The following is a 20,622-nucleotide window of genomic DNA, read 5'->3' as shown; positions in this document are numbered from 1 at the left end:
CGCTTCATGCGATTTGTATGGGCAATGCTATATCCATGCTTCAATGAACTGGTAATCGAAATTTCGGAGCCGCGCAGCGCCAATTTCTATCATGAAGCTTTCCCTTAGTCAGATCGAGACGTTCTACTGGGTCGCCCGGCTCAAGAGCCTGCATGCCGCGTCCCGCCAGCAGCACCTGGCGCAGCCGACGGTATCGGCGCGTATCCATGAGTTGGAATCCACGGTCGGCTACAAGCTGTTCGAGCGTCACGCGCAGGGAACCGAGCTGACCCCCAGGGGCCTGGCTTTCCTGAAGAAGGCCGAGACACTGCTGGACCTGGCCGACAACATCCTGGCGGATGACGCCATGCCCTTGCGCGGCCTGCTGCGCATCGGCTCGAACGAGTCCGCGGCGCTGGCCGGGCTGGGCGCGTTCCTGGCGACGCTGGGCGAGCGGTATCCCGAACTGAACGTCGAACTCACGGTGGATGTCGGATCGATGCTGCGCAGCCGCATCACGGCAGGCGGGCTGGACTTCGCCATCCTGACCAACCCCAGCGAACACCCGCAAGTGCGCGACGTGTTGCTGGGCGACTCCGACATGTGCTGGGTCAGCGCCAAGGGCAAGCTGAAGCAGCGCGAGCCCCACAGTCCCGCGGACCTGGCGCGCCTGCCCATCCTGAGCGTGCCCGCGCCGTCGTCGCTGCATGCGCTCACCATGGGCTGGTTCGCCAGTTCGCGGGTATCGCCGCCGAACATCAACACCTGCAACTCCTTGGCGGTGACCCTGCAGATGGTGGTCTCGGGCATTGCAATCGCGATCCTGCCGCGCGCCATCGTGCAGCGTGAGCTGGACGACGGCACCATCGATCTGCTCGCGGTGACGCGGCCGGTGCCGCCCTTGCCCATCTATGCCTCGTTCCCCGTGATGGGAGACACCAAGGTGTTCGAGGACATCGCCGAGATGGCGGGCACGGCCTTGCTGGCGTCAGGGCTGACGCGCTGATGGCCGGCATGCGTGCGCCCGTTGGCGCGCCGTCGTCGGCCGCCATCATCATGGCGATCGCAGGCGTCTATGTCGGGCAAAGTGTCATCGCCGGGCTGACCATCATCGGCTTGCCGGCGGTGCTGCGCGATGCGGGCGCATCGCTGGAGCGCATCGGCCTGTTGTACATCACGGTCCTGCCCTGGTCTCTCAAATTCCTGTGGGCCCCTGCGGTGGACCGGTTCCGGCTGCCGGCCGTCGGCGGGGACCGCTCCAACCTCGTCGTGCTCGTCGGCAACGCGTTGTGCGCGCTGGGCCTGGCCATCGCGGGCCTGCTGGGGGAAAGCCTGCTCTCCCAGGTGGCCTGCCTGTCATTTGTGGCATTCGTGGCGGCAACCACCGATATCGCCTGCGACGGCTACGCCGTCGAGCACCTGCCGCGCCGCCATCACGGCTGGGGCAATGCTGCGCAGGTCGGCAGTTCCTACCTCGGCTCCGCCATCGGTGCCGGCCTCTTTCTGGTGCTGGTGGCGCAGCTTGGCTGGCGCTCGGCCTGCTTCGCCATGGCGGCACTGGTGCTCGTGCTGGGCTTGCCGTTCTCCCTGGGGCTGGGGCGGGGGAACGCGGTGGGGACCCGCAGCCATCGTCCGATGCTCTTGGCCGCGTTTGCCCGTCCCGAGATGCGGGACGCGATCGTGGCGACGGCCCTGTTTGTCGCCGCACAGAAGTGGGGACTGGCCATGCTGGGCCCGTTCCTGGTCGACCAGGGGTTCAGCCTGTCCATGATCGGCGTCTTGAACGGGGCGGGCAGCGTGGTGCTGGGATTGAGCGGGGCCGTATCGGGCGGGGCGTGCGTGCGCTACCTGGGACCCGCCAAGGTGCTGGCGATCTCCTTGCTGGCGCAGGCGGTCCTGCTGGCATGCCTCGCGGCCATCGCCCTGGGCATGGACGCCCCCTTGCAGGTGATCGTATCGGTGGCGCTGATGGCCTCTTCCGGTGTCATGTCGTTCGGCTTTGTCGCCCTGTATTCGCAGTTCATGCGTCTGGCCGACCCGCGGCAGGCCGGCGTGGATTTCACCATCCTGCAATGCACGGACGGCATCGTGACCATGGTGGGCGGCGTGGCGGTGGGATGGCTGGCCGAGCGACTGGGGTACGGGGCGATCTTCGGCGCGGCCAGCGGCGTCGCCCTGGCATCTATCTTGATCATCTTCAGGCTGTTCGGCAGGATCGGGATGCGCGAACCATTGACACCAAAATGAATTGATAATAATTTGCATTATCAATTTTTGAAGGGCTGGCGCGTCCATGTACAAGCTGCAGGCAGAAATGGTTCCCCAAGAACGCATGCACAAGCTGTATTGCGATCATCATGGCTGGCTGGAGGGGGTGTTGCGCCGCAAGCTGGGGAATCGCGACGATGCCGCCGACCTGGCGCAGGATACGTTCGAGCGGGTGCTGCGAACGCCCGCGCAGGTGGCGTTGCGGGAGCCACGCGGCTATCTGCGCGCCGTGGCCATCAACTTGATGCGCAACCGCTACCGGCGTGCCGCGCTGGAACGTGCCTACCTCGAGGCGCTGGCCGCGCGCCCCGAACTGACCGCGCCGTCGCCTGAAACCCAGCGATTGCTGATGGAAGCCCTGGAAGCCGTCCATGCGGTGCTCGATGGCATGCCCGAACGCACCCGCCGCATCTTCCTGATGGCCCAGATGGACGGCATGCCGTACAAGGCCATTGCCGCTGAACTCGACATCACGGTCAACGTCGTGCAGAAAGCCGTGGTACGTGGCTTGCAGCATTGCTACCAGGCTGTCTATGCGTGACGACACGCCGTCGTTGCCGACTTTTGCGCCACTCGCCGACGGCGCCTGTCGGCCGTCTGCCCAGGTCGTCCAACAGGCGGCGGAGTGGATGGCCCGCTTGCAGGATGACTCCGGCGAAGAGGTTCGACTGGCCTGTGAGCGTTGGCGCGCGGCGCATGCCGACCACGAATGCGCCTGGCGGCGATTGGCCGACCTGGCCCGGAACCTGTCGAGCACGCGCCACTATGCCGATGCGAACCTGGTCGACGGCACGTTGGCCAGGTCCGACATGCGCGAACAACGCCGGGGCATCATCAAACTGGCGTTGCTGCTCGCCGGGGCAGGGGGGCTGGGTTGGCAAGCCGTCAATCTCGCGCCTCCCGGCTGGCTGGCGGCGTACCAGACCGGCGTGGGCGAGCGACGGACGCTGACGCTCGCCGATGGCACGCGGGTGGATTTGAACACCGACACCGCCATCGATGTGAGCGTCGATGGCCAGACGCGCGACATCTGGTTGCGGCGTGGGGAAATCCTGGTGGCGACCGGCCATGACGCGCAGGCCAGGCCGCTGCGGGTACATACGGACAGCGGCGACATCCTGCCGATAGGGACCCGCTTCACCGTGCGGCAGTTCCACGGCGGCGATCGGCAGGGCGTGCGCGTCGCGGTGCTGGAAGGGGCGGTGCGGCTGGTTCCGCGTGAAGCGTCTGCCCCGCAGGCCGTGGTGAATGCCGGGCAGGCGGCCTGTTTTGATACCGGTCGTGTGCAGGCCGTCGCGGGCATCGACGACGCTTCCGCCGAAGCCTCGTGGCTGCACGGCATGATCGTGGCCGTGCGGATGCCGCTGGCCCGGTTCGCCGCTGAACTGGGCCGCTACCGCAGCGGGCTGGTGCAGTGCGAGGGCGATGTCGCGCACCTGTCCGTGACCGGTGCGTTTCCGGTGCAGGACACGGATGCGGCGTTGCGGATGCTGGAAGAGGTGCTGCCCGTGCGGATCCGCTACCGCACCCGGTATTGGGTGCAGATTCGCGCCAGCTGACGCACGGTGCTGGCGTCCGCGGGCCTTGCCTTGGGGCGGCCCGGCGGAAAAAAAGCCCCCACGCCGCGCCTTCGGCTTGCTGCCCCCCGAGGGGGCCGTTTTTGCCTTGGGGCGGCCCGGCGGCAAAAAAGATGTAACGGCCCGGCAGATTCCTTTTTCTCGCGTGTCTTGTTCATGAGCCCGCCGCGATGACGCGGCCAGTGGCCAGACAAAGCCAACCATCGCGAGACAGGAATTCCTTTCATGGCGAATCGCCAGTTGTTGTCCCCCGCCCGCGCAGGCGGTGTTTCCATCGTGTTTTCCCGCCCGGGGCTGACGCTGCTGTGTCTCGTGGCGGCCCTGCAGTGGGCCGTGCCCGCTGCGCAGGCGCAATCCGCCGCCACGGAAATCCCGCGGCGATACGACATTCCCGCCGGTCCGCTCGACAATGCCCTGAGTGCGCTGGGCGCCCAGGCGGGGGTCATGGTGGCGGCCGATCCCGCGTTGACCCAGGGCCTGCGCACCCAGGGGCTGCAGGGAAGCTATTCGGTGGCCGAGGGCCTGGCGCGGCTGCTTGCGGGCACGTCGGTGCAGGCGGTGCCCGGACGCAACGGGGGGTATGTCCTGCGCGCCCGTCCCCAGCCCGATCCCGGCCTGGACGCGTTGGCGCCGGTGACCGTCATGGGCGCCGAGCAGACCGCCTACAGCGCGGGCGACAGCCTGGTGGCGCGGCGCAGCGCCGCCGGCACCAAGACGGACACGCCGCTGCTCGAGACGCCCCAATCGGTGTCGGTCATCACCCGCAAGCAACTCGAGGACCAGAAGCCGCGCAGCATCTCCGAGGCGCTGAACTACACGCCGGGCATCTTCACGGCGCTGGTGGGCGCCACCAACCGCTACGACTACGTATCCCTGCGTGGATTCACCGACAACAGCGTGGACAATGTCCTGCTCGATGGCCTGCGTACGCTGAGCGACCAGGGCAGCTATACCGCGCTGCAGATCGATCCCTATTTCCTCGAACGCGCCGACGTGCTGCGGGGGCCGGCGTCCGTCCTCTATGGCCGGTCCTCGCCCGGCGGCGTGGTGGCGCTGACCAGCAAGCGCCCCAGCTTCGAGCCCTATCGGCAGGCGGAAGTGACGGTTGGCAATCGCGATCGCTACGAGGCCGGGCTGGACGTGACCGGCCCGCTCGGCGAAAGCGGCAAGGTGGCCTATCGGGTCACCGGCATGGGCCGTACGCTCGACAGCCAGTTCGACCACGTCAGCGAGCAACGCTACGCCATTGCGCCTTCGCTGGACATCCACTTCTCGGACCGCACGAGGCTGTTGCTGCAGGCCTATCTGCAGCGAGATCCGGAAGGCAGCTACCATGGCGCGGTCCCGGCGGATGCCAGCATCACCAACAGCCACGCCGGACGGCGCACCTCGCGGCGATTCTTCGACGGCGACCCAACCGCCAATGCCTATGACCGCAGGCAGCAGCTGCTGGGCTACCAGTTCGAGCACGTCTTCAACGATCGTGTGGCGGTACGCCAGAACTTCCGCCATGTCCGCACCCGGGCTTCACTGGAGCAGGTGTATGGTTTCGGCTGGGCCGACGAAACCTCCCTGACACGCTACTACGCCGGTGCCCAGGAGAAGATGCATGCGGTGGCGGTGGACAACCAGATCGAGTTCAAGTTCGGCACCGGCACCGTCCAGCACACGCTGCTGGGCGGCCTCGACTACCAGCGCCGAAAACTGGACGGCACCTGGCGCTCGGGCAGCGCGGACCCCGTGGATGCCTTCGATCCCGTATATGGCAATCCCAACATTGCCGACATCTACTCGGCACCGGTAGATCGCCAGCTCGAGCAGACGGGCGTCTACCTGCAGGACCAGTTGTCCTGGAACAAATGGCGCCTGACGCTGGGGCTGCGCCATGACCAGGCGCGGGTGACCAACGCCTATGACAACGCCGCTTCGAGCTGGAAGGGGTCCAGGCTGACCAAGCGCGCTGGCCTGGTCTATCTCTTCGACAACGGCCTGGCGCCTTATGTGAGCTACGGCGAAGGTTTCAACCCCAGCATTCGCGCCGACCAGCAGAACAGACTGCTCAAGCCCGCCACCAGCAAGCAGTACGAAGTCGGCCTGCGCTACCAGCCGCCGGGCAGCGAAAGCTACCTGTCGGGGGCGGTGTATCAGCTGACGCAGGACAACGTGGCGTCGCGCGCACCGACGCAACCTTTCTACGAACCCTCCGGCAAGGTGCGGGCGCGCGGGCTGGAGCTGGAGGCACGCAGCCAGCTGAGCAAGACCTTTGCCGTGCTGGCCAGCTACACGCTGAACGACCTGACCTTCGTCGAATCCGCGGACGGGTTCAAGGGCAACACGCCCTATCAGGCGCCCAAGCACCTGGCGTCGCTCTGGGTGGACTGGAAAGCGATGGCCGGCGTGGACGTGGGCGCGGGGGTGCGCTACGTGGGCACGAACTGGATCGACAACGCCAATAGCGGCAAGGTGCCGGCCGTCACGTTGACGGACCTGATGGTGCGCCTGGACCTGGGACAGTTCCACCAGGGCTTGGCGGGCAGCAGCGTGCGTCTGTCGGCCAACAATCTGTTCGACAAGACCTATGTCGCTTCCTGCATCAGCATCGAGAACTGCTATTGGGGTGAAGGCCGGAACCTGATGGCGACCCTGTCGTACGCATGGTGAAGGGAAGAGGACGGCCGGGAGGGAAGTCGGGCAAGGGGAGAAGCGCCGTGAAAGACGAGGGCGTGCACGACTTCATCGCCATCGGCCTGGGTCCCTTCAATCTCAGCCTGGCCTGCCTGGCCGAGCCCATCGAGTCACTGCGCGGGCTTTTCCTCGAGCGCAACGCCACCTTCGATTGGCACCCCGGCATGCTGATCGAGCACACCACGCTCCAGAATCCTTTCCTGGCGGACCTGGTCAGCCTTGCCGATCCGCAAAGCCGGTACAGCTTCCTCAACTACTGCAAGCAGGAAGGCAAGCTGTATTCCTACTACATCCGCGAGAACTTCACCCTGAGCCGCGCCGAGTACAACCGCTATTGCAAGTGGGTGGTGGCGCGGCTGGGCAACCTCCGGTTCGGCCATGAGGTCCGGTCGCTTGGGCACGACGCGGCCAGTGGCCTCTATGTGGTGGCCGGCGTGGTCGGGCCGGCACGTACGCCGTTCACATACCATTGCCGCAAGCTGGTGCTGGGCGTGGGGTCGGTGCCGGATTTTCCTGCCTGCTGCCGCGAGAGTGGCCACCGCTACCTTCATTCCTCCGACTACCTTGCACATAAGGCGGCATTGCAGGGGCGCAAGTCCATTACCCTCGTCGGCAGCGGGCAGAGTGCCGCCGAGATCTACCACGACCTGTTGCGCGACAGCGGCAATCACGACTACCAGCTCACCTGGATCACGCGCTCGCCGCGCTTCTTCCAGATGGAGAACACCAAGCTCACGCTGGAAATGATCTCGCCGGACTACATCGACTATTTCTTCGATCTTCCCGACGCGACGAAAGCCGGCATCATCGACAGGCAGGACAGCCTTTACAAAGGCGTGAACGCCAGCCTGATCAACCGGATCTATGACCTGCTGGACGATCTCCGCAGCCAGGGCCGGCTGCGTACGCACCTGATCACCAACTGCGAGGTGCAGGCCTGCCGCCAGGTCGAGGACGGCACCGGCTACGTGCTGGACTTCGTGCAGCGTGACACCCGCGCCCGCTATACCCATCGCACCGAGGCGGTGATATTCGCCACCGGCTACCGCCAGAACATCCCGCCCTTCGTCGAGGGCATCCGCCATCGCCTGCGCTGGGACGGGCAGGGTCGCTATCGGCTATCGCGCCACTACGCCGCCGATCTTGAAGGCACCGACGTCTTCGTACAGAACGCGGGGATGCACACACACGGGCTGACCAACCCCGACCTGGGCATGAGCTGCTACCGGAATTCCTGCATCATCCGCGCGCTGACGGGCGTGGAGCACTACAAGATCGAACGGAATATCGCGCTGCAGGACTTCGCCGTGCCGGTCGGGGAACACTTCCAGCGCATCGCGGAGCATGCATGACGCTGCGCACGCACATCATCGTGATGACGGCCTTCGCGGTGGTCAGCGACGCGATCCTGATCCCCTTTTATCCGCAGTTCTTTTCCTTGCGCTACGGCATGGACAGTTCGGTGCACGTGGGCGCGTATGTGGCGGCGATATCCATCGCGGTCATGTGCACGCTGCCCCTGTGGGCGCGCCTGGCCCGGCGGGTCGAGCCGCTGCACCTGCTGGTCTGGACGCAACTGGCGGCGGGCACCTTCAGCGTGGCAAGCAATTGGGCGCCGGACGTGGCCTGGTACTGGGGGCTCTCCATGCTGATGTTCATGTGCAAGAGCAGCTATCTGCTCATGTATCCCTATCTGATGCGCCTGACGCCCAAGGCCGAGCATGCCGGCGTGGTGGGCACGCTGTCGGTGGTGGTGAACTTCGGCGCGATCCTGGGCGCGGTGGTGGGAGGCTTCGTGCTGAGCGAATGGGGCGCTACGGGCAGCATCATGGCGATGGCGGCGGGCGACTTCTTCCAGATGGGCGTCTGCGCCTATCTCATCCGCAGCGGCAGGATCGTGCGGACCACGCGTGCGCACGATCCCGGCTATGTCGCCCCTGCGTCCCCGCTGCCGGCATTGGCGGCCTGGCGGGCCCGCATGCCCATCTTGCGGCTGGCGTTGATCATGTTGCTGTTCGATTTCGGCTGCTATGTGATACGGCCGTTCTTCTCGACACATTGGCAGGCGATCAGCGGCGATGACTCGGAGCTCGCATCGGGCGCGGTGTTCGCCATCCCGGGCGTGCTGGCGTTGATCGCCTTGCGGGTGCATGCCAGGCTGCGTGCCCGCCAGGCGCGCTTGCCGGATCACACGCTGGGCAACCTGCTGCTGGGCATGGCGGGCCTGCTCATGCAGGGGGCACCCGATCCCGCGCTGGTCATCGTGGGGCGCTGCCTGTATGGCTGGGCGATCTTCCAGATCATCGTCAAGCTGGACGTGGCGCTGTTCCGCCTGAGCCGTCCCGAGCGTTATGCGCAGGATTTCGCCGTGACCAATTTCTTCCAGAACCTGGGTGTCCTGCTGTCCTCTTTCGCAGCCGGCGCCATCGTCAGCCGCTATGGCTTGTACATGCCGTTCGTGGTCGGGGCGGCGGTCTTCCTGCTGACGGGGATGCTCGACCGGCTCATCCTGCGCGTGCCCAGTGCCAGCGAGGCGCGGGTTGCCGACGTGGGCTGTACGCGCGACCTGTTCAAGGCCGCCTCACCAACCGTCCCGGAGGATATCCAAGCATGAATCCCGCCACGCTTACCCTGATGTCTCAGCAACCCGCCCAGGCTGCCACGCACCTGACGCCCGAGCACTGGGCGGCCAGCAACCGCCATTTGCTGCGCAAGGCGCTGTCCGAATACTCGCACGAGTTGATCCTGGCGCCCGAGATGATCGAGGACATGGACGACGGCCTGGCCCGTTATACGCTCACCAGCGACGACGGCAAGACCGTGTATACCTTCATTGCGCGGGTGCTGGCCCTGCGCCATTGGTCGATCGATGCCGAGTCGATCACGCGCGTCCGGGAGGGAAAAACGCTGCCCCTGGATGCCCTGCAGTTCATCATCGATGTCCGGGCGCGCATCGGCATCAAGGAAGAGTTGCTGCCGATCTATCTGGACGAGATCAGCAGCACGCTCTATGGGGCTGCCTTCAAGCTGGCCAAGGCCGATGCGCCCAGTTCGTCCGAACTGGCGCAGACCCAGGATTTCCAGCGCATCGAGGTCGCCATGCGTGAGGGGCACCCGGGGTTCGTGGCCAACAACGGGCGCCTGGGTTTCAACGCCGCCGATTACCGCGCCTATGCCCCGGAGGCCGGCTCGCCGGTGCGGATCATGTGGTTGGCCGTGCACAAGGACAATGCCCATTTCGCCAGCATCCCCGGGCTGGACTACGCGCAGCTCATGCGCGAGGAGCTCGGGGAGGCCACGGTGGCGCGATACACCGAGATCGTGCTCGGGCAAGGCGCAGACCCCGCCGACTACTATTTCATGCCGGCGCACCCCTGGCAATGGTTCGACAAACTGTCCATCGCGTTCGCGGCCTACGTGGCGGATCGCAAGATCATCTGCCTGGGCTACGGCGACGACGAATACCTGGCCCAGCAATCGATCCGCACCTTCTTCAACGTCACCGACCGCAGCAAGCGCTACGTGAAGACCTCGCTGTCCATCCTGAACATGGGGTTCATGCGGGGCCTGTCGCCGTATTACATGTCCGGCACCCCGGCCATCAATGACTACATCAGCGGCCTGATCGAGCGCGACGACTACCTGCGCGAGAACGGCTTCACCACCCTGAAGGAGGTGGCAACGCTGGGCTTCCGGAACTACTACTACGAAGCCGCCATCCCGGCCGATACGCCTTACAAGAAGATGTTCTCGGCCCTGTGGCGGGAAAATCCGCTGCCGCGTTTGCGGCCGGGCGAGTCGCTGATGACCATGGCCGCACTGCTGCACACCGACACGCAAGGCAAGGCGCTGCTGCCCGAACTCATCCGCCGTTCAGGCCTGGACGTGCAGGCGTGGCTGGCAAGCTATCTGCGTGCCTACCTGGCGCCGCTGGTGCATTGCTTCTACCAGTATGAACTGGTTTACATGCCCCACGGCGAGAACCTTATCCTCGTCATGGACAACTGCGTGCCGGTACGCGCCATCATGAAGGATATTGCCGAGGAGTCGGCGATTCTCAATGTCGAGGCGCGCGCGCACATGCCCGAGAACGTGCATCGCCTGGCGGTGGACGTGCCTGAGAACGTCAAGCTTCTGGCCATTTTCATCGACGTGTTCGACGGCGTGCTGCGGTACGTGAACGAGGTACTGGTCGCCAACCAATGCTGCGACGAGGGGACTTTTTGGCAGGCGGTGGCCGATTGCATCCTGGAATACCAGGACGCGCATCCCGAACATGCGGCCAGGTATGCCCGGTACAACCTGTTTGCGCCCGAGTTCCTGCATTCTTGCCTGAACCGCCTGCAGTTGGGCAACAACCTGCAGATGGTCAACCTGGCCGACCCCGCCGGCAACCTGAAGATGGCCGGTAATCTCCAGAACCCGATTGCGCGGGTGCCGGCGCGCGACATGGCGTTGTCTGCGTAGCGCTGCACGCAGTGTGTCGTAGCGTGGCGACCAGCCTGGCCGGCGGTGCCGGCCAGGCCACATCGGGCCGCCATGTCCCCCGCGCGGGTCGCCGCGGGGGGCCTGCTTATTTCTTATGTTCTTATGTCTCGTACGCCTAACTTTATTCTGCGATATTTGTTTATAAGTAAAGCGAGTGTTATTACAATTTCAACCCTTTCCCTTGGGCGTGCCTCGCTGTTACTCATGAACAAACGCAATTTCCTGTCGACCGTCGTGCTTGCCGCCGCGACGCTGGTGTTTTCCTCCTCCGCCGTGTTCGCGCAGGACAAGCCGATCCGCCTGGGCGTGACGGCGGGCCCGCATGCCCAGATCGCCGAAGCCGCGAAGGCCGCGGCCGCCAAGGATGGCGTGACCATCCAGGTGATCGAGTTCAGCGATTTCATCCAGCCCAATTCGGCGCTGGTGGCCGGCGACCTGGATGCCAACGCTTACCAGCATCACCCCTATCTGGACCAGCAGGTGGCCGACCGCCGCTACAAGCTGGTGGCCGCGGCCAACACCGTGATCCTGCCGATGGGCATGTATTCCAAGCGCGTGAAGTCGCTCGGCGAGCTGAAGGACGGCGCCACCGTCGGCGTGCCCAATGACCCGACCAACGGCGGCCGCGCCTTGCTGCTGCTGCAACAGCAGGGCCTCATCAAGCTGCGCGCCGACGCAGGCATCAAGGCCACGCCCATCGACGTGGTGGAGAATCCCCGCAAGCTCCGCCTGCGCGAGCTGGACGCCGCCCAGCTGGTGCACGCGCTGGACGATCTGGACGCCGCCGTCATCAACACCAGCTACGCCATCGCCGCCAAGCTGAACCCCAGCAAGGACGCCATCGCGCGCGAAGAGGCCAACTCGCCCTATACCAACCTGATCGCGGTGCGTCAGGAAGACAAGGACAAGCCCTGGGTGGCGAGCCTGGTGAAGGCCTATCACTCGGACGACGTGCGCAAGTTCATCGAGACGCAATTCCAGGGCTCGATCGTGCCCGCGTTTTGAACGCGTGCCGCGTCTTTTCGCCGCCCACGCCTTGTTCCCTTGATCCGGTACGCCGGCGCATGCTGGGTTCACCCCGCATGCGCCTTTTCGCGTGCCCAACGTCCCGCCTGACGGGCAGCGCCCACGGAGTGCACACATGAGCGGAACCATCACTCTCCAGCGTGACGTGCACGTCGCCACGCTCATCATCGACAACGAAGCCAAGCGCAACGCCATCAGCCAGCGCATGTGGGTCGAACTGGCGGGGCACCTGCAGGCGCTCACGGGCGACGCGACGCTGCGCTGCATCGTGTTGCGTGGCGCGGGCACCCAGGCCTTCGGCAGCGGCGCCGACATCGACGAGTTCGAGGAACTGCGTTCCACCAAGGAAAAGGGCATCGCCTTCGGCAAGCAGGCGCACCTGGCCATGCAGACCCTGCGCGAAAGCCCGGTGCCCACGCTGGCCGCCATCCGTGGCGCCTGCGTGGGCGGGGGGCTGGAGATCGCCGCGTGCTGCGACCTGCGCATCGCCAGCGAGGATGCGCGTTTCGGCATTCCCATCGCCAAGCTGGGCGGCGTGCTGGCCTATCCGGAAATGCAGGCGCTGCTGGGCGCCGTGGGCCCGCAGGTGGCGCTGGAACTGTTGCTGGAAGGCCGCCTGCTGAATGCAGCGCAAGCGTGCGCCAAGGGCCTGGTCACGCGTGTCGTGCCGGTGGATGCGTGGGAAGCGGAAATTTCCACCAGCGTCGCGCGCATCGCCGCACTGGCGCCGTTGTCGGCGCGCTGGCACAAGCGCTTCATCCGCCGCCTGCAGGCGCAGCCCGAGCCGCTGACGCAGGCCGAGCAGGAGGAAGGCTATGCGTGCTTCGACACGCAGGATTTCGTGGAAGGGTATCGCGCGTTCCTGGACAAGCGCACGCCCGTCTTTCAAGGCAAGTAAAAGTAGGAACAGATGAATCAAGCCGCACGCAAGGGACCGCTGGCCGGCCTCAAGGTAGTTGAACTGACGAACGTGATGGCCGGTCCGGTGGCCGGCCTGATGCTGGCCGACATGGGCGCGGACGTCATCAAGGTCGAGCGCCTGCCCGGCGGCGACGACACGCGCCGCGCCACGCCGCCCGAGATCAGCGGCGAGTCCTGCGCCTTCATGATCATCAATCGGAACAAGCGCGGCATCGCGGTGAACCTGAAGAAGCCCGAGGGCGTGGACGTCGTGCGGCGCCTGATCGCCAAGGCCGACGTGGTGCTGGAGAACTTCCGTCCCGGCACCATGGAAAAGCTGGGCCTGGACTATCCGTCGCTGAAGGCCGTGAACCCGGCCATCATCTATTGCAAGATCACGGGCTTCGGCCTGACCGGCCCCTATGCCAAGCGCGCGGGCTACGACCTGATCGCGCAGGGCATGTCGGGCATCATGAGCCTGACCGGCGAAGGCCCGGGCCGGCCGCCCGTGAAGGTGGGCGTGCCGGTCGGCGACGTCTCGGCGGGCATCCTGGCCTCCAACGGCGTGCTGGCGGCCTACATCGAGCGGCTGCGCACCGGCGAAGGCCAGTACCTGGACACCTCGCTGTACGAGGCCTCCATGATCTACACCTATTGGCAGGCCGCGATGGCCTTCGCCACGGGCGAGTCCGTGACGCCGATGGGCTCCGCACATCCGGTGGCTGCGCCCTACCAGGCCATTCCCACGCAGGACGGCTGGGTGAACATCGGCGCGGTCAGCCAGTCCACCTGGGAAAAGCTGGCACAGGCCATCGGCATGCCCGAGCTGGTGACGGATGCGCGCTTCTCGACCAACGGCGCGCGCATGAAGCACCGCGAGACGCTGATCGACATCATTTCGCAGGCCATGAGCGGCCACGGCACCGATTACTGGGTGGAACGTTTCGAGGCGGCAGGCGTGCCCGCCGGTCCCGTGCGCAAGATGCGCGAGATGCTGGACGATCCGCAGACCCTGGCGCGCGACATGGTCATCACGGTCGATCACCCGGTGGCGGGCGAGGTGCAGGCGCTGGGCCTGCCCGTGAAGTTCTCGAACGGCAACGGCGTCACGCGCCGGGGCGCGCCGCTGTATGGCGAGCACACCCAGGAGATCCTGCGCGAGGTGGGGTATTCCGACGAGGAGATCGCGCAGTTGGCCGGGATCGAGGCGGTGGCGGTGCGTTGATGGCATCTGCCAGCGTTGATCAGCGGGTCGGGCAACAGGAGCACACGGCATGAGAATTCGACGTTCAGCGTCTGAAAGCGTACGCACCGGCCTCGTGCTGCAAGAGCGGTGGCATGCCGAGGACCGTGGGCTGATTGCCTGCTGGGAGCGGGGCAGGGAACTGGCCTTGCAAAAGGCCGAGCTGGCGGAGCAGGCGAAGCGTGGCGAGTTGCTGCTGCTGCCCTGGCGCGGTGGTGTCGAGCGCGCATTGAAGTCGGGCAGGAAATACGGCTCCTTGCGTTATCTGGCGATGTGGCAAGGCCTGCGGGGCGAAGACCTGGACATCCACCTGGAGATCGAGCGGGAGATCGTTTGCACGCGGCATGCGACCACGGTGTTCTTCACTGCAGATCAAGCTAAGTACGCGACCGCGGCGGAAGACGCGTAGGCGTTGCGCTGACCAGGAGAGCACACACATGAAATCCGCAAGACTGATCGGACTGGCGTTGTTGGCTATGGCCCTGGGCAGCGCCGCCAGCGCGACGGGCAATTCGCGCTACGCTGATCCGAACCCCGCCCTTGCCGCCTGCCGGGTGCTGCAGGAGACCGCGGCATGGGTACCGTCGGCCAGGGACAAGGGCATCGTTCGCGAGGCCGCCACGCAAGAAGTCCTGAAGGCCTTGCATGGCTTTGGCTCGTCTGAAGATGCCGACCTGGCGTGGTCGGCCTTCGTGGAAGAGGTGTACGCGTCGGCATGGACACCCACGCACATTGCGGATCGCTACAGGCAACTGTGCGCGCCCTACGAATCATTGCGGATCCCCTTGCCTTTCCCATGATGGCAGCAAGCCGAACCTATTCAAGAGAAGTGCGCTTGGCTTGCCGGCGCGACGCCTAGAAGTCCGCCGACTTGCAATACAGCTGTCAGTTCTGTTGTTGCCGTGTATCGGATCGGCCGTCCTCCAACTGCACCGGTAACTGCTCACGCAGGAAATCCACCAGGCTGCGCACCGCCTGCGGTACCGACGCCGACCACGGCCGCATGGCATGGATCGTCTCGCCAAAGAACCCTTGCACCGACCAGTCCGGCAGCACGGGCCGCAGCGTCCGCGCGTCGCGCCCGGTGGGCAGGCTGAAGTCCGGCAGCAGCCCGATGCCCAAGCCTCCCAGCAAGGCGCCGCGCAACACCTCGCTGTTGTTCGCCTTGAAGCGGCCGCGCACCGGCACGTTCACGCGTTCCCCTTTGCGCGGCCCACGCTCGCACTGGAAGGTCCAGGTGGCCGCGCCGCCGCTGCGCAAATAGGGCAGGCAGGCGTGGGTGAGCAGGTCCTCCGGCTGGGCAGGGGTACCGTGCCTGCCCAGGTAACGGCTGCTGGCCAGCAGATGCGTGGCCGTCCGCGCCAGCGGCCACGCGACGTAGGCGGGCGGCGCCTCGCCTGCGTGGCGGATGGCCAGGTCGAAACCCTCGCTTTCCAGGTTCACGAAACGGTCGCTCAGGTCCAGCTCGATATTGATGTCGGGGTGTTCCATCAGGAACCTCGTGAGCAGCGGCGCCAGGTGCTGGCGGCCGAAGGCGACGGGCGCGGTGAGCTTCACCAGTCCGCGTGGCTGGTCCGCCAGGTCACGCACGCGCGACAGGCTGTCCTGCACGGCGGCGAAGCCGGTGGCCGCGCCATCGGCCAGCGCCTGGCCTGCCTGGGTCAGCGACACCGCGCGCGTGGAGCGGCGCACCAGCGGGGTGCCGACGCGGCGCTCCAGCGCGCCGATGCGACCGCTGACCGAGGCCTTGGACAGCCCCAGGCGCCTGGCGGCCTGGGTGAAGCTGCGCGTTTGCGCCAGCACGGTCAGCAGGAAGATGTCGGCGACTTCGTCGGCCAGTTCGTCCATGGACATGGGGCGGACTCCAGGAAGAGGGGGGTAAGCCATGTGTTCAGATTTATGAACACTAATATCACACACAAATGGCTTATCAAGGAAGGCGAGAGTTCCTAGACTGCATGGACATACCGCCACTCTCCGACCGATAAGGACGCTTGCATGCCTGCCGACACTTCCGCCCCCCCGCTCGTTGCCCACTGGATCCAGGGCCAGCCCCATGCCGGACAGGGCGCCGGCCGTTCGCCCATCACCAACCCCGCCACTGGCAAGGTGCGCGCGCAGGCCGCGCTGGCGAATGCCGCCGACGTGGACGCCGCCGTGGCATCGGCGCAAGCGGCCTTCCCGAAGTGGGCCGAGACGCCGCCGGCGCGACGCGCGCGCGTGCTGTTCAAGTTCCTGGAGCTGCTGAACACGCATCGCGAGGAACTGGCCCATCTCATCACGGCCGAGCACGGCAAGGTGTTCGATGACGCGATGGGTGAGGTGGCGCGCGGTATCGACATCGTCGAGTTCGCCTGCGGCGCCCCGCAGTTGCTGAAGGGCGACTACACCGACCAGGTGTCGGGCGGCATGGACAACTGGACGCTGCGCCAGCCCCTGGGCGTGGTGGCAGGCGTCACGCCCTTCAATTTTCCGGTGATGGTGCCGATGTGGATGTTCCCGATGGCGCTGGCCGCCGGCAACACCTTCGTGCTCAAGCCCAGCCCGCTGGATCCGTCGCCGTCGCTGCGCATCGCGGCGCTGCTGAAGGAAGCCGGCCTGCCGGACGGCGTCTTCAACGTGGTGCAGGGTGACAAGGACGCGGTGGAGGCGCTGCTGGCGCACCCGGATGTGAAGGCGGTGTCTTTCGTGGGCTCCACGCCGATTGCGCAGCGCATCTATGAAACCGGCGCGCGCCACGGCAAGCGGGTGCAGGCCCTGGGCGGCGCGAAGAACCACATGGTGGTGATGCCCGATGCAGACCTGGAACAGGCGGCCGATGCGCTGATCGGCGCGGCTTTCGGTTCGGCGGGCGAGCGCTGCATGGCGATCTCGGTGGCCGTACTGGTGGGCGACGTGGGCAAGACGCTGATTCCCGTGCTGGCCGAGCGTGCCCGCACGCTGAAGATCCGCAATGGCGAGAGCGCGGGCGCGGAAATGGGCCCCATCGTGACGGCGGCGGCCCTGGCGCGCATCCGTGGCGCCATCGATGAAGGCGTGCGCGAAGGCGCCGCGCTGGTGGTGGATGGCCGGGGGTTCGACGCCAGCCTGGCCGGCGAGGGCTGCGAGGCAGGCTTCTGGCTGGGCGCCACGCTGTTCGACAAGGTGACGCCTGGCATGCGCCTGTATCGCGAGGAAATCTTCGGGCCGGTGCTGGCCTGCGTGCACGTGAAGGACCTGGCCGAGGCGGTGGCGCTGATCAACGCGCACGAATTCGGCAACGGCGTGAGCTGCTTTACCCGCGATGGCCAGGCCGCGCGCGAGTTCAGCCGCCGCATCGAAGTGGGCATGGTGGGCATCAACGTGCCCATTCCGGTGCCCATGGCCTGGCACGGCTTCGGCGGCTGGAAGCGCTCCCTCTTCGGCGACATGCATGCCTATGGCGAAGAGGGCATCCGTTTCTATACCCGCCAGAAGAGCGTGATGCAGCGCTGGCCCGACAGCATCGGCAAGGGCGCGGAGTTCTCGATGCCGACGCCCTGAGGGCGGCGCGCGGGGCCGCTCAGAAGAACAGCGGCCGCAGCGCGACGATCCAGAACGCCAGCAGCAGCACCGGCGCGCTCACCGCCAAGGCCAAGGCGCGCGTGCCGCGTGTCAGCGGCGCGCGCGACGCGCCTCGCTGCCAGGATTTGAAGGCAAAGAGGGCCAGCACCAGCAAGGCGGTGGGCGCGCCGACGAAAGGCAGGCCGTCGGCGAGGCGTGCGGGCAGCCCCCACGCGATGATCACCCCCAGCAGCGTCAGCACCAGCGCCAGCAAGCCGAAGAAGCCCAGGCGTTCGCTCAGCTTCCTGAGAAACAGCGCGATGCCGCCGGCGATGAAGGCATGGGCCGCCAGCGCGGCGGCGCCCGCCTCATCGTTGCCGTTGTTGATCAGGGCCAGCGGCGCGCGCGAGCCCGTGCCACGCAGCACGTAGAAAAACAGCAGCGCGATCGCCACGCCGAACAGCAGGCTCAGCACCCCGTCCCGGCGTGATGGGGCTATCGGGGGTATTGCACCGTCCGCATGCGTGTTCATGGTCCCTCCAAGACACAAGAGGGACGGATTATCGCGCAGCCAGGGCGCCAGGGCGAGCCGCTCGTGCCCCCTCTGGCCGTCACATCTGCCGCAACCCCGGCAAGTCGGCCTGCACCAGCGCGGCGATGCCTGCCGCCGTGGCCGCCGACAAGGTCCAGCCCAGGTGGCCGTGGCCGGTGTTGTAGTAGACGCCAGGCCGCTTGCCGCGCTGCACGCGCGGCATCATGTCGGGCATCATCGGCCGCAGGCCCGCCCAGGGCACCACGCGCGAGGTGTCCATGGCGAAATGGGCGCGCGTCCAGCGCAGCAGCGGCTCGACGCGGTCCGCGCGGATGTCGCGGTTCTCGCCGTTGAATTCCGCCGTGCCGGCCACGCGGAAGCGGTCACGGCCCAGGCGCGAGGTGACGATCTTGGCGCGCTCGTCGAGCAGGCTCGTCCAGGGCGCGCCGCGCACGCTGGCTTCGTCGTCCAGGTGGACGGTGATGGAATAGCCCTTGACCGGATAGACGTTCACGCGGTCGCCCGCCAATGCGGCCAGGCGGCGGCTGCCCACGCCCGCGCAGATCACGACGGCATCGACCTGCAAGGATTCGATGTCCGCCACGCGTTCGCCGGTGCCCGCATCCAGCGGCGCCATGTCCACGCGCACGCCGGCTTGTGAGTGATCCAGGCCGGTGATGTCTCGGCCATGCAGGAAGCGCACGCCGCGGCGTTCGCAGGCGCGGGCCAGGCCGCGTGTGAACTTGTGGATGTCGCCGGTGGCGTCCGACGGCGTGTAGTAGCCGCCGTGGTAATGGCCTTGCAGCGCCGGTTCGATGCGGCGGATTTCCTCGGGCGTGACGGCGTGGCGTTCCAGGCCGCCGGCCTGCAGCAGGGCGTTGCCGCGCGCCGCGGCCTCGAAGCCCGCGCGGTCGTGATAGACGTGCAGGATGCCGCGGCGTTCGAGATCGAAGTCGATGCCTTCCTGCTGCGCCATGGCGTACAGGTGCTGGCGGGCCTCGATGGCCAGGCGCGTGGTGGCGATGGTGTTCTGGCGGTACTTGCGCACGGCCCACAGGAACTCGGCCAGCCATACGGCCTTGTGCCACGAGGGGCGCGGGTTCATGAGCAGCGGGGCATCGGGCTGGAACATCCAGCGCAGGCCCTTGGCAAGGGTGGACACCTGGTTCCAGACTTCGGCGTTGCTGGCCGACAGCTGGCCGCCGTTGGCGTAGGACGTTTCCATGGCCGGATACAGCTTGCGGTCGATGACCGTGACGTCCAGGCCGGCCTGGTTCAGAAGATAGGCAGTCGTGACGCCGGTGATGCCGGCGCCGAGTACGGCGATGCGGGGCATGGTCGCTCCAGATAGGGGATGGGCGATGACCAGGTAGTCATCGCGCCCCATCTGTCCCGTTACCTGAGAGCTTCACCGCGCGGCAGCGCGGCTTCCCCTTCGGTGGGCGCGCAAGGCGCCTCTCTCCAGATCGTCTGGACCGCGCAGTCCTTGGGCCTGAGAGTTTCCGGGGCGGTTGCTCCGTCGGCGCCAGCCCGGGCGGGCTGGACTCTTCTGTGCGGTCAGTGAGTCGACCGGCAGAGCATAGCCGCAAGCTTCGCGGCTCGGCAAGCGCAAGCCTCGCGTCAGGGCGCTGCCGCGGGAAAAAGTATTCGATTGCGCGGCTGAACCGTCTTACCAGGGAGACACTGTTCGTCCATCGCGTGACGAGCGCCAAGACGAGGAGCCAGCCATGCAGACCGCCACCGAGACCGTCACGCCCGCCGGGCAGCCCAATGCCGCCCGCAAGCCCGGGCGCGCCTTGCACCTGCGGGAGGCCACCAGCGCGCTGCACGCCCAGGTGGATGCGGCCATGATGGCGGGCGAGCCCATGAAGGACCGCGAGCACTATGCGCAATTCCTGATCGTGCAGTACCGCTTCCACCAACTGACCCGCCATTACTTCCGCGATCCGATCCTGAATGGCTGGCTGCCCGGTCTGGCCGAGCGCGAGCGCCTCGCCGCGCTCGAGCAGGACTGCCGTGACCTGGGGCTGACGCCCGAGCATTACCTGAACCTGCCGCTGGCCACGCCGCGCCATGCCGCCGGCCGTGCAACCGCATTGGGATGGCTGTACGTCACCGAGGGCTCGAACCTGGGGGCGGCGTTCCTGTACAAGGCGGCGCAAGCGCTGGGGCTGGATGCCGATTTCGGCGCCCGGCATCTGGCGCCGCACGCGGATGGCCGCGCCTTGCACTGGAAGACTTTCGTCGCCCAGCTCGATGCGGCGCCGGTGGGCGACCAGTACGAGTCGCTGGTGGTGGAGGGCGCGCAGGCCGCGTTCCTGCGGGTGATCGCCCTGGCGCAAGGCATGGCGCAGGGGTAAAGCGGTGTTACATGCTGGGTCGCTCTGCCTTGGCGATAATGA

18 protein-coding genes and 2 riboswitches are annotated in these 20,622 nt (G+C 66.5%); of the genes, 15 read left to right on the top strand and 3 right to left on the bottom strand.

Annotated elements, in window-relative coordinates; genetic code table 11:
- The first annotated feature begins 91 nt into the window (after positions 1-91).
- The 13 genes from ODI_RS12755 to ODI_RS12695 all read left to right on the top strand — a co-directional run bounded on the left by ODI_RS12755 (position 92) and on the right by ODI_RS12695 (position 14,966).
- Positions 92-985 carry a LysR family transcriptional regulator gene (locus tag ODI_RS12755; protein WP_067758651.1) on the top strand — a complete coding sequence of 298 codons (894 nt, stop codon included), beginning with the start codon at positions 92-94 and terminating at the stop codon, positions 983-985.
- An 8-nt stretch (positions 986-993) separates the two neighbouring features.
- Positions 994-2,226, top strand: coding sequence for an MFS transporter (locus ODI_RS12750; protein ID WP_197707096.1), 1,233 nt, complete (start codon positions 994-996; stop codon positions 2,224-2,226).
- A gap of 67 nt (positions 2,227-2,293) precedes the next feature.
- Complete coding sequence (locus ODI_RS12745) at positions 2,294-2,788, top strand: sigma-70 family RNA polymerase sigma factor (RefSeq protein WP_067758933.1); 495 nt, start codon at positions 2,294-2,296, stop codon at positions 2,786-2,788.
- Entirely contained in the window at positions 2,781-3,806 is a 1,026-nt protein-coding gene (locus tag ODI_RS12740) for a FecR domain-containing protein (RefSeq protein WP_074046844.1), read from the top strand. Before ODI_RS12745 ends, ODI_RS12740 begins: the two co-directional genes overlap by 8 nt.
- Positions 3,807-4,049: 243 nt before the next feature.
- Positions 4,050-6,485 carry a TonB-dependent siderophore receptor gene (locus ODI_RS12735; protein ID WP_067758660.1) on the top strand — a complete coding sequence of 812 codons (2,436 nt, stop codon included), beginning with the start codon at positions 4,050-4,052 and terminating at the stop codon, positions 6,483-6,485.
- 47 nt (positions 6,486-6,532) lie between these two features.
- Positions 6,533-7,861, top strand: coding sequence for a lysine N(6)-hydroxylase/L-ornithine N(5)-oxygenase family protein (locus tag ODI_RS12730; protein WP_231968047.1), 1,329 nt, complete (start codon positions 6,533-6,535; stop codon positions 7,859-7,861).
- Positions 7,858-9,123 carry an MFS transporter gene (locus ODI_RS12725; protein WP_067758664.1) on the top strand — a complete coding sequence of 422 codons (1,266 nt, stop codon included), beginning with the start codon at positions 7,858-7,860 and terminating at the stop codon, positions 9,121-9,123. Before ODI_RS12730 ends, ODI_RS12725 begins: the two co-directional genes overlap by 4 nt.
- Positions 9,120-10,976 (top strand): IucA/IucC family protein, encoded by a 1,857-nt coding sequence (locus ODI_RS12720; protein ID WP_408635827.1) that lies wholly within the window; start codon positions 9,120-9,122, stop codon positions 10,974-10,976. The genes ODI_RS12725 and ODI_RS12720 overlap by 4 nt, the downstream gene beginning before the upstream one ends.
- Positions 10,977-11,201: 225 nt before the next feature.
- Complete coding sequence (locus tag ODI_RS12715) at positions 11,202-12,002, top strand: MetQ/NlpA family ABC transporter substrate-binding protein (RefSeq protein ID WP_067758667.1); 801 nt, start codon at positions 11,202-11,204, stop codon at positions 12,000-12,002.
- Between the two features lie 136 nt (positions 12,003-12,138).
- Positions 12,139-12,921, top strand: coding sequence for an enoyl-CoA hydratase-related protein (locus tag ODI_RS12710; protein ID WP_067758670.1), 783 nt, complete (start codon positions 12,139-12,141; stop codon positions 12,919-12,921).
- Between the two features lie 12 nt (positions 12,922-12,933).
- A complete protein-coding gene (locus ODI_RS12705) occupies positions 12,934-14,148 on the top strand; it encodes a CaiB/BaiF CoA transferase family protein (protein ID WP_067758673.1) in 1,215 nt (404 codons plus the stop codon).
- Positions 14,149-14,197: 49 nt separating this feature from the next.
- The gene (locus tag ODI_RS12700; protein ID WP_067758676.1) at positions 14,198-14,575 is read left to right on the top strand and encodes a hypothetical protein; all 378 of its coding nucleotides are present in this window, start codon (positions 14,198-14,200) and stop codon (positions 14,573-14,575) included.
- A 28-nt stretch (positions 14,576-14,603) separates the two neighbouring features.
- A complete protein-coding gene (locus tag ODI_RS12695; RefSeq protein ID WP_157929756.1) occupies positions 14,604-14,966 on the top strand; it encodes a hypothetical protein in 363 nt (120 codons plus the stop codon).
- Between the two features lie 85 nt (positions 14,967-15,051).
- Here ODI_RS12695 and ODI_RS12690 read toward each other — a convergent pair whose 3' ends face one another.
- Positions 15,052-16,020, bottom strand: coding sequence for a LysR family transcriptional regulator (locus tag ODI_RS12690; protein ID WP_067758683.1), 969 nt, complete (start codon positions 16,018-16,020; stop codon positions 15,052-15,054).
- A gap of 144 nt (positions 16,021-16,164) precedes the next feature.
- Between ODI_RS12690 and ODI_RS12685 the strand changes: the two genes are divergently transcribed.
- A complete protein-coding gene (locus ODI_RS12685; protein ID WP_067758686.1) occupies positions 16,165-17,688 on the top strand; it encodes a CoA-acylating methylmalonate-semialdehyde dehydrogenase in 1,524 nt (507 codons plus the stop codon).
- 19 nt (positions 17,689-17,707) lie between these two features.
- On the opposite strand, the gene ODI_RS12680 is transcribed toward ODI_RS12685, so the two are convergent.
- Together ODI_RS12680 and ODI_RS12675 are read right to left on the bottom strand one after the other, a co-directional pair.
- Complete coding sequence (locus ODI_RS12680; RefSeq protein WP_067758689.1) at positions 17,708-18,163, bottom strand: hypothetical protein; 456 nt, start codon at positions 18,161-18,163, stop codon at positions 17,708-17,710.
- A 136-nt stretch (positions 18,164-18,299) separates the two neighbouring features.
- Complete coding sequence (locus ODI_RS12675) at positions 18,300-19,556, bottom strand: D-amino acid dehydrogenase (RefSeq protein ID WP_067758692.1); 1,257 nt, start codon at positions 19,554-19,556, stop codon at positions 18,300-18,302.
- Between the two features lie 49 nt (positions 19,557-19,605).
- Positions 19,606-19,687, bottom strand: a riboswitch (glycine riboswitch).
- A gap of 3 nt (positions 19,688-19,690) precedes the next feature.
- Positions 19,691-19,782, bottom strand: a riboswitch (glycine riboswitch).
- 165 nt (positions 19,783-19,947) lie between these two features.
- Between ODI_RS12675 and ODI_RS12670 the strand changes: the two genes are divergently transcribed.
- Positions 19,948-20,580, top strand: a complete 633-nt coding sequence (locus ODI_RS12670; RefSeq protein WP_067758695.1) for a biliverdin-producing heme oxygenase — start codon at positions 19,948-19,950, stop codon at positions 20,578-20,580.
- The last annotated feature ends 42 nt before the right edge of the window (positions 20,581-20,622 follow it).

The sequence above is a fragment of the Orrella dioscoreae genome, assembly GCF_900089455.2.
In the GTDB taxonomy this organism is placed as follows: Bacteria; Pseudomonadota; Gammaproteobacteria; order Burkholderiales; family Burkholderiaceae_B; genus Orrella; species Orrella dioscoreae.
This window is presented reverse-complemented; position numbering and strand designations above follow the sequence as displayed.